Raw genomic sequence first — 9,696 nt, forward strand, 5'->3', positions numbered from 1 at the left:
CTTGAACTGCACGCCGTACTGGTTTTCAGCTTTATCGTAATACTTGTCGAAATCCTTGCCGAAAGCCCTTATATCCATATAGAAAATTGTGGCTTCCAGTTCTTTGCTGTGCTCCTTCGCGATGATTGACTGCTTTATGGCGAACATGCAGCAGGCTGATGAGCAATAGTTTCTGTTGATGCCTATGTCCCTTGAACCCACACACTGGATGAACGCCAGCCTCTTCGGAGGTTTGCCGTCAGAAGCCTTCTCAACATGCCCTCCGAAAGGTCCGGATGCGGACAGCATACGTTCAAATTCAAGGGAGGTGACAACGTTACTGAAGCGATGATATCCGAATTGGCCGAAGCCGATAGGATCAAAAGGATCAATACCAGTAGCGAGAATAACAGCTCCTACATTAAGTTCAATTTCTCTGTCTGTGTCTTCATAATTAATAGCGCCGGTAGGACAGACCTTGGAGCAGAGTTTGCACACACCCTTTGTAAGGTAAAGACAATGTTCCTTGTTTATTGTGTATTCAGATGGAATGCTCTGGAGGAAGTACCGCGAAATGGCTTTTGTCTTCCGGAGACCCACATCGAATTCATCTTCTATCTTAACCGGACATTTTTCCTCGCAGAGACCACAGGCAACACATTTTACCGGGTCAACATATTTGGCCCGTTCGATTACGCTGCAGATGAAATCACCCGGTGTGCCGGAAATATTTTTAAGATTCGACATGATATGCAGAGTGATAAGAGGATGTCTTACGCATTCGCTCATTTTCGGCGCAAGAATGCACATCGAGCAGTCGTTGGTTGGGAATGTCTTATCCAGCTGAGGCATTCTGCCGCCTATGGTGGGTGTATCCTCGACCAGGTGGACCTCAACACCCATTTCCGCAAGGTCCAGTGATGCCTGTATTCCGGCAATCCCCGCGCCCAGAACAAGAACCGAGTTCTTTTTGTTCTTCACAGAAATATGCTCTTCCTTGTTGGGTTCTCTCCGAGTTTCATTATCTCCTCTGTGTATTCATTCGCAACTCTGGCGAATTTAGGTCCCTCCGAAGCGGATATCCAGGAGAGCTTCAGCCGCTGTGATTCAAGTCCGAGGGATTCAAATACACTTTTTACAATCGCGAATCTTCTTCTTGCATGGTAATTACCGGTTTCATAATGACAGTCTCCCGGATGGCAGCCCCCGATCAGAACCCCGTCTGAACCGCTTAAAAAGGCTTTGATAAGAAATACCGGATCAACCCTGCTCGAACACATCACCTGAATTGGAATTATCGAAGTCGGGTACTGCAATCTGGCCGTACCCGCGAGATCCGCCCCTGTATACGTACACCACTTGCACAGGAAGCTCGTGATCCTTGGCGAGAATTCTTTCTTCATATCAAACTCCCATACAGCCGGATAACTCTATCAGCATGCAAGACTATCCGATATCTGATAATTCCTCCTCTTTGTAAACCATGACAGGGATCGATTCTTCAACATCTCTTCCAGGAACGTAATCGAAGATCGCCGCTGTCTTCTCCCCTGTTTTCTTGAATACCGCCGCGACCGGGATACCGACAGGACATACATCCGAACACATTCCGCATCCGACGCAGGAGAAGCTCATATGTGTCAATCTGCCGAGATGGAAGAAGATCGTGTCAGGAGGCAGACGTAATGCGCCCCTGCGCGAAAGGTGCTCTTCAAAATAAGGCAGATTGTAATCGAAATTGGCTGATTCAAAATCGCAGAGAAGACAGTAACATATCGGACAAACGCTGTTGCATCCGTGACATCCGACACATCTCCCAAACAAATCCAGTAAACCATCCAGACCCGGGCCATCCTTTGTTATAGATGAAAAAAGTTTTTCTTTTTCTGCCAGGCGGTCATCAAGCGATCTTTGCAGCACAGACGGATCGAATTTCTGTTCACTTCGCTCGCCCGCAAATCCTTCTGTAAACTCCTCGGCTTTATCCGTATTGAGGTACATTACGCATCCTTTTCCAGATTCACATTCACCCGCTACCGATACAGTTATGTCCGCATTCATCGGAATGAAATGTTCGCATGCTCTGCATGTATCCCTCGTATTCGCAGGTACTTCGCCCTTCGATACAGTTTTTTCGTATTTTGGCAGTAATTCCTCGATCTGTCCTTTTTCCACCAGTTCGAGAGGGAAAACACCCCCGCAGGTATGGGAAATCGTCAGCAGATTCTCGAATGATCCCTGTTCCCGTTTTACCAGCTCCACAAAGGCCCTGAGTTCGCACGGCTTCAGAACAACCGCTATTTTTTTCCCTGAAGTTGATATGAAAGAAAGCACCTGCCCGGCGTTGACTGTCATGACAGGTATAACGGGGACAGCCTCGTCAAGATCAGTCACGTCCGTAATCAACGCAAGATCATAGGAGTTATTCTCAGGAATTCTCCTCATTGTTACAGCGGCATTGATTTTTCCGCTCTCGAGAAGAAATTTAAGAAGGTCTTTTACTTTTCTGGAAGCGCTTGTGTCAATGGCTATGCTACTCATGAGATGAAACCTCCGCATCAGCATCTTTCACAAGTTCGTGTACTCCTGGTAATTCCGTTTTTCTGAACTGTCTGAGAGGGAGGGGATCTCCGTCGTTCCGTCCGGCTGAATACTCGAATGTTCTCTGCGTCTGATCTGCTACATAACTGAATACACCTGCCACCGGTATGGAGACAGGGCAGGCATCGGAACACTGTCCGCAGGAAACGCAGGAAAGACTCATATGAGCCATCCTTCCCGTATGGAACATGATCCTGTCCACCGGAAGAGAAATACCGCCCCGCTTTTCTGCAGCGGTTATGAGCGCGTCCGGATTCTGTTCCGCTGTTTCCGAATCGAAATAGCATAATCTGCAATAGCATATCGGGCAGGCACTCTGACAGTTGTGGCATCCGATACAATTGGCGAATACTGATAATAGCCCGTCAAAACCACGCAGCTGTGCTTCTGTTTCCTCAAAAGCACTTTTCCTTGCTTTTATCCTGTCCGCCTTCAGTTGACCAATACCTTTTTCCCAGGCTGAAAGATCTTTAGCGGGAGTTAGATCAAGTTCTTCAAGAAGTTTCGATCCCTTATCGCTTCCTGCAATAACAAGCATTTCCTTTTCAGATAGTCCCAGATAACCGAAGTGTATGTCTGAATCAAACAGGGAGAAATCTTCACATATGTGGCAGACAGGTTTGGCGGAATTATCGGGTTTACCCTTCTGCAGTATTTCGGTAAAACGTTTCTCGCTGCCCTCGGGATCATCAACATATTTCTGAAGCTGCACCGCTCCGGGGCAATCATAAGTAGCCAGGATGAGATTATCAGAATGAACCTGGCTCAGTTTGGAGAGTTCTATGGCTGCTCTTATCTCGCAGGGTCTCATAACAGCAATAACAGTGAGATTTCCAGGACCTTTGCGGGTAAGGCTCCTGAGAGCTTTCGCCCCCTGTACAGGCATGGTGGGAGCTATCGGAACGGCATCGTCAAGCATAGAAATGTCATTCATCAGTATCCATGCGTAAGAGTCACCGGACGGTACTTTCATCGGAAGAATAACAGCGTCCGCCAATTTCTTTGTAATGGCAAGTCTGAGAAAGTCCAGAACAGCGTCACCAGGCTCTTTTTCAGCCGGCAGAACCGCTCCCTTTCGCTCAGAATCGGTCATCTGTTCTTCCTTTCCCTGGTCATCTTAGCGCCTCATCAACTTCACGATAAAGCTGAGTATTAGTAAAGTGTTTTGTTCTGAGAGCTCCTGACGGACAACTTCCGAAGCAGTTTCCACAGCCTCTGCATACAGCCTCATTCACAACCGATATCCCTCTTGAATCATCGGAGTATATCGCTCCGTAAACACATACATCAAGGCAGTTGCCGCAGCCTGTGCAGTAGGCTTCAAGAATTTCTGTTACTTTAACCTCCGGAATAAGCTTCTCGCCGGGGATCAACCTTGTGAGTATCTGTCCTGCGGATGCTCTGGCAAACTGCATCGAATCAGAGACTCCCTTAGGACCATGAGCCGTTCCCACGATGAAAACACCGTCTGTGGATGTCCCGATCGGATTCGTCATATTGTGAGCTTCCTGGAAAAAGCCGGACTCATCCAGAGGAACAGTCAGAAGATCCGACAGCGCTTCTGTATCTGCTGATGGCTCGAGTGCAGGGGCAAGGACTACCATATCGAAGGATTGCTCGCCTTTTTCGCCGTTCATCTTTTCGAAACTGACATCGGTACCTTTTATACTGATATCTTTTATGCGGATGAATGCAACACCGGCTGCGCAGGCCTCAGCGTATCGTTCCTGATCATCTTTTTTTGTAAGGCAGATATCTCTGTAGAACTCCGATACCTGAATATCAGTGGACTGATTTTTAAAATATCCTGCCAGTTTCATCATGTAACTGCAGCATATTCCGGAACAGTAATTCTTCTCTTCTCTTCCAACACAGTGAATCAGGGCTACCGAAGAGGGCTGCTTACCTGACCGAAGCTTAGCTTCGCCTTCTCCGCTGAACATTTTCTCTACCGAAAGTGAGGTATATACTTCATCCGATTCTGAATAACTGCAGTGATCGCTGCTCCCCGGTTCGAAAAGTTTGCTGCCTGTCGCCACTACTATCGCGCCTGCCATTATCTCCGTTGTTTCAGCATTTTCTGTTGATAATAGCTCTATCTCAAAATTGCCCAGAAAACCGATAACGTTCTCGACCCTGGTATTCAGAAAGAGTCTGATATTCCTGTCTTCCATAATCGATTCTATTTTCCCGCTGAGTACATCACCCTGCCCTGGAAGCAATCCTGAAAGATCAAGAGACACACCTCCGAGTCTTTCTGTCTTCTCAACCAGGAATACCCGTCTATCCTCGCCTGAAAGCGAAAGAGCTGCTTCCATACCTGATATTCCGCCCCCTATAACGAGTACATCAGGGTTGATATCCAGCGGTTTCTCGAACAGTTCTGATTGACGAAGAACCCTGGCGATTCCTCCGCGGATATAACTGAATGCCTTTTCAGTAGCTTTTTCTTTATCATCTATCACCCAGGTGCAGTGCTCCCTGATATTGATGATTTTGTACAGATAAGGATTGAGATCAGTTTTTTCGCATACACCCATGAAAGTCGAATCATGATCGCGCGGTGAGCAGGCACCTATAACCAGATGGGTGAAGCCATTGCTTTTTATTTCCTCCTCGAGGAATTCCTTTCCAGGCCCGGAGCAGAGAAATCCGTACTTCTTAACGACCAGCTCAACGTCCTGATAATCGTCGAGCTGAGACAGATCAGCGAGGATTTTATCAAGATCGACCTTCCCCGCAATGTTAGGCCCGCATTCACAAACGTAAACCCCGACCTTTGCCCTCATCTGTTTATCCTGTCCCGTTTCCTGCATTTCATATTCTTTCATCAGCTGGAAGCCTCGGATGTTACAATACCCATGACCTGCCCTGCTGCGGATTCTGCCTGAATGACCGAATTCTGAATGTCCTTCGGGCCTTCCGCAGTACCGGCAACGAATATCCCTTTTCTTGAGGTCTCCATTGATCCGCTTCCGTCCAACACTGTCTCGATAAATCCCCGGGAATCAAGATTCACTCCGGCGACCTTCGCGAGTTCAATGGCAAAAGGGTCGGGAACAAGAGCAGCTGCAAGTATTACCATATCAACGTTCAATTCTTCCTTGGACCCTGCTGCATCCGAATAGGCTACTTTCAGTCCCGATCCGTTCTCTGAAACCAAAACGTCATCGATAGACGATGTGTAGAGCATCTCGGTATCTACCCCTTGAACACTTTTATAAAAACTCTGGTAACTCTTTCCAGGGACACAGACATCCGAATAGATATTGAAAACACTGGCTGATGGTATTTTATGCTTCAGGAATCTCGCGAATTTGAATGAGTACATGCAGCAGACAGAAGAACAGTACTTCTGCTCCCTCCGTCCGGCACAATGAATCACAGCTATGCTTTCCGGAACCTTCTCTGATCCGCGAAGGGTTATCTCGCCAAGGGTAGGACCGTTTGACGCGAACAGTCTCTCGAACTCCATCGGAGCATATACTCCGGGTAGAGCGCCGTATCCAAGGTTCGGCAAAGATGAAAGATCAAAAGTTGCTGATCCGGTTGCCAGTATTACAGCTCCGACCTTTATTTCAATAACTTCATCGCTGTCATCAAGGTTAATCGCCTCAAATGCGCAGGACTCCACGCAAAGGTTGCACTCCTCCTTGCCATTAAGCTTCAGACAGTGTTCGGAATCAATTACAGGAACATTCGGAAGCGATCCGGAACAGGGAACATAAATGGCTTTCCTGTCAATCAGGTTTTCTTCCCATTCGTTCTTCAGGGATACAGGACAGGGTTCATAACACATCCCGCATCCGATACAGTCGGTCAGACTGACGTATCTGGCTCGTTTCCTGATAACGACGCTGAAATCCCCCGCATTGCCCTCGATCTTTTCCACATTGCTGTATGTAAGGGTTTCAATGTTCGGATTCTGCAATATATCCTGCTGTATTGGAGCCACCATGCAGGTGGAGCACTCGAGATTGGGAAAACTTTCCTCGTTCTTGATAACCATACCGCCGATGATTGGTAGCTTTTCCACAAGGTAAACCTTATTGGAAGCTCCGGCGAGCATAAGACTCGCCTTCATCCCGGCGATTCCGGCACCAATAACAAGAACATTCCCTGTTTGAGACATGTTATCTACTCTCTGTCAAAAACGAGTACTGTTTTTAATAGGATTTGGTCCGAGTTCCTTTATCTTCTCCGTGAATTCGCCCACAACCTCTGCATAGCGTTTCCCCTCTGCTGCAGATACCCAGGAGAGCTGCAGCCTGTCCGGATTGAGATTGAGGGTTTCCATAACCTTTTTCAGCAGAGCAAACCTTCGCCTGGCGTAATAATTACCCTCGCCGTAGTGGCAGTCACCAGGATGACACCCTGCAACGAGAATACCATCAGCCCCCTTGAAATAAGTTGAAAGGAGAAGGTTATGGTCGATCCTGCTGGAACACATTACTCTTATAACCGTGAACGAAGGGGGAAGCGCGAGTTTTGACGAACCGGCAAGGTCTGCAGCTGCGTATGTACACCAGTTGCAAAGAAAACCCACTATTGAAGGAACGAACTCTGCCCCTGCCTTTTCTTTCATTCTCCCCCGTACCTGTTTGCCTGGAAATTTACAAACACACACAATATTCTGTAACTCCTGATTAACAGAAGTAGTGATAGTTTGCTGCCTGATCAACTCTGTCAGAGATAGCTCAAGCTAAAGAAAATTTAAATTCTAATATTCGAATATTCGAATATCTAATAATATGTGAAAGACTATGTCAATAACTGATTTTTTCAGCATAGAAATTACTGCGTTCAATCACCAAAATAATATATTGTTATTCCTCAACAGTCAAGAATATCGCACCGGGATTCTAACAGAAGATCAATCGCTATTTTACAGGATTACGTACCTCTGGTAAGGTCGTCTACGGATCTGGAAACAAGTGAGGAAAACTCATCCACGAATCCTCTTGCTTTCACTTCGCTGCGATCAGCCATCAGATCGAACTGTCCCTGGTCCGTCATTATACTCACTGTCCATATGACAGAGTTGGAGTAGCCATAGGAAGCGCACTCCTTTCTTGAAATCATGACCCTGGTTATCTGTTCAGACCCTATAGTAATAGCCCGGTAGCTGTTGTATATCCGCTGACTGAAGGATACGGTATTCTTCATGTAATCAACCTTTACAGTTCCCGCGTTTCCAATCCGCTTCCTTACAGCAAACAGTACAATGAGAGTAAAAGGGAACATCATTAATGGAATGAACGGTATGACTGGATTAATGGATGAAAACGACTGCTTCTCCATACTGAAGTAAAGCGTTAGAGATACTCCCACCATCATTACGACAGTGGCTATGATGACAACTGTGAATATGCGCCGGAGCACACCAGATGTACTTCCTTTGAAGACGTACTTCCCTTTCTCATCAATGAAATATTCCACTATTGCACCCTCCTGTCATAATATTCTCAACATTCAAGCTCATATCGGTATTACGCTTCTTCAGAATCTCGACCTGGACTTTCATCATACTCAATACGCCTGGTGCTGATAAGGATAAGTATTACAGATATTTCAACCCGCCATTATTAACTATCACTCTCAGGCATGATGGCCATCTGGCAGAACCGTCTTCATACATTTCAGCGTGATATATGGCATCCTGATCAGTTGAGCTTTCGAAATAGTACATCCAACCGCCCCTTGAAACCACCGGCTCAAAATCATGGAATAACCAGACCAGAGCATCTTCTATCTCCAGATCCTGAATGTCCGAAAGATGTGTTAATTCGAACGCCGGAGCGTTAACAATTTCGGGCAGCGGTACGAATGAATAATCTTCCAGTGATATTGCTTCGGGCATGGAAGTCGAGCTCCAGCTTAGAAAGTGCTTGATCCCCAAGTCTCCACGGGGAATGACAGTAATCCGTCCATTCCCGATGGGACCGGACCAGGATGCTCCGGTATAGAGCGGATAAGTGAGATCATAGGAACATTCAGTGAAGTCATGGCTCAGAAAATATTTCATACTGTATTCAACCAGAACCTGCTCGCCTTCATTGAAAGGAACAGTCCAGCAGGCATGACTGCTGAAAGCGCTGAGGATTATACGATCTTCGTCACTTATTGAATCAGCAAGTACAGAATTCATCACATCGAGTGAATCCCATAACTCCGGGTCAATCATGTAGAAGAATACCTCACGGGCATCAGGTTCGATGTCTGAAAGCGGATCAACAGTATCCAGGATATCCTCCCAGCTTAAACGGCGCAAACCCAGGGTAGACCATGCTGATGAAAGAAGCGGATGAACATCAACCGGAATACCGTTCACGCTGACGGAAGGATTAGTTACCGGATCCGATATATCTTCCAGTGACCAGAGAACACTGATAGTAGGAACCATGACGCTTATCGGAAAGTACATTATTACTGTATCCGCATGCCCTGTATTGGTGAAAAGAAAATCGGCTGTTATCTCAGCGTAGCCGCCAGGATATACTTCAATTACCACATCTTCACACGTAAGTTCTATGAACGGGTGTACCTGGAACGTGTCAGCTGGAACAGGATTCTGGGCGATTGAACCGAAATATCCCATATCTGCCAGTGAAGTAAATGTAATGACCAGCAGCATTAGAAATGGTATCAAGTATTTCATTCATCCTCTTTTCATAAATGTCTTTTCTGATGATAAGAAATAGTTGAGTAATGGTAAAGGAAAACAGGACGATAACAGGAGCCATCAGTGATATCCCGCATGTTCATATTCTATTAAATCGGTCAACATGATATTCTTCAAGTATCTGAGAATATTCAGCATCATACGATCGCTTCTGGAACATATAGTGTTTAACCCACCAGAATATGTATGGTAAGTGTGTCTAATTCATAGGATTCAGTTCTTTTAGATATTTCTCGTACTCCTTCAGTTGACCTTGCATTTAAACTCGCTCCTTACTTTAACAGCAGCTGTTCAACACTGGTTTTTGCAGTGTTAGTATGCATTTGTTTACCATATTATGTCAAGATAACCGCCTTGACCCCCAGTATTCTGTACTGTATTCTCAAGCTGTTAAACCAGAAGGAGAAATTAACAGCTGCTGTTCAATCATTGTT

9 protein-coding genes are annotated in these 9,696 nt (G+C 46.1%); all 9 read right to left on the minus strand.

Translation table 11 applies throughout. The annotated features are described in order from the left end of the window. On the minus strand, positions 1-960 hold a 960-nt coding region (locus tag K8R76_08100; GenBank protein MCD4848136.1), incomplete at its 3' end, for an FAD-dependent oxidoreductase. Then, positions 957-1,382: a hydrogenase iron-sulfur subunit gene (locus K8R76_08105; protein ID MCD4848137.1), complete on the minus strand. Its 426-nt coding sequence runs from the start codon at positions 1,380-1,382 to the stop codon at positions 957-959. The genes K8R76_08100 and K8R76_08105, both read right to left, overlap by 4 nt. Positions 1,383-1,425: 43 nt before the next feature. Continuing rightward, positions 1,426-2,520, minus strand: a complete 1,095-nt coding sequence (locus K8R76_08110) for a Coenzyme F420 hydrogenase/dehydrogenase, beta subunit C-terminal domain (GenBank protein MCD4848138.1) — start codon at positions 2,518-2,520, stop codon at positions 1,426-1,428. After that, positions 2,513-3,673, minus strand: coding sequence for a hypothetical protein (locus K8R76_08115; GenBank protein MCD4848139.1), 1,161 nt, complete (start codon positions 3,671-3,673; stop codon positions 2,513-2,515). The genes K8R76_08110 and K8R76_08115 overlap by 8 nt, the downstream gene beginning before the upstream one ends. Positions 3,674-3,692: 19 nt before the next feature. Next, positions 3,693-5,411 carry an FAD-dependent oxidoreductase gene (locus K8R76_08120; GenBank protein MCD4848140.1) on the minus strand — a complete coding sequence of 573 codons (1,719 nt, stop codon included), beginning with the start codon at positions 5,409-5,411 and terminating at the stop codon, positions 3,693-3,695. After that, positions 5,411-6,712 (minus strand): FAD-dependent oxidoreductase, encoded by a 1,302-nt coding sequence (locus K8R76_08125; protein MCD4848141.1) that lies wholly within the window; start codon positions 6,710-6,712, stop codon positions 5,411-5,413. Before K8R76_08125 ends, K8R76_08120 begins: the two co-directional genes overlap by 1 nt. Before the next feature lie 15 nt (positions 6,713-6,727). Next, the gene (locus K8R76_08130; protein MCD4848142.1) at positions 6,728-7,165 is read right to left on the minus strand and encodes a hydrogenase iron-sulfur subunit; all 438 of its coding nucleotides are present in this window, start codon (positions 7,163-7,165) and stop codon (positions 6,728-6,730) included. Between the two features lie 308 nt (positions 7,166-7,473). Continuing rightward, complete coding sequence (locus K8R76_08135) at positions 7,474-8,019, minus strand: hypothetical protein (GenBank protein ID MCD4848143.1); 546 nt, start codon at positions 8,017-8,019, stop codon at positions 7,474-7,476. 121 nt (positions 8,020-8,140) lie between these two features. Then, positions 8,141-9,238, minus strand: coding sequence for a hypothetical protein (locus tag K8R76_08140; protein MCD4848144.1), 1,098 nt, complete (start codon positions 9,236-9,238; stop codon positions 8,141-8,143). Positions 9,239-9,696: the final 458 nt, after the last annotated feature.

It is taken from the genome of Candidatus Aegiribacteria sp. (assembly GCA_021108435.1).
Taxonomy (GTDB): Bacteria; Fermentibacterota; Fermentibacteria; order Fermentibacterales; family JCC-6; genus Aegiribacteria.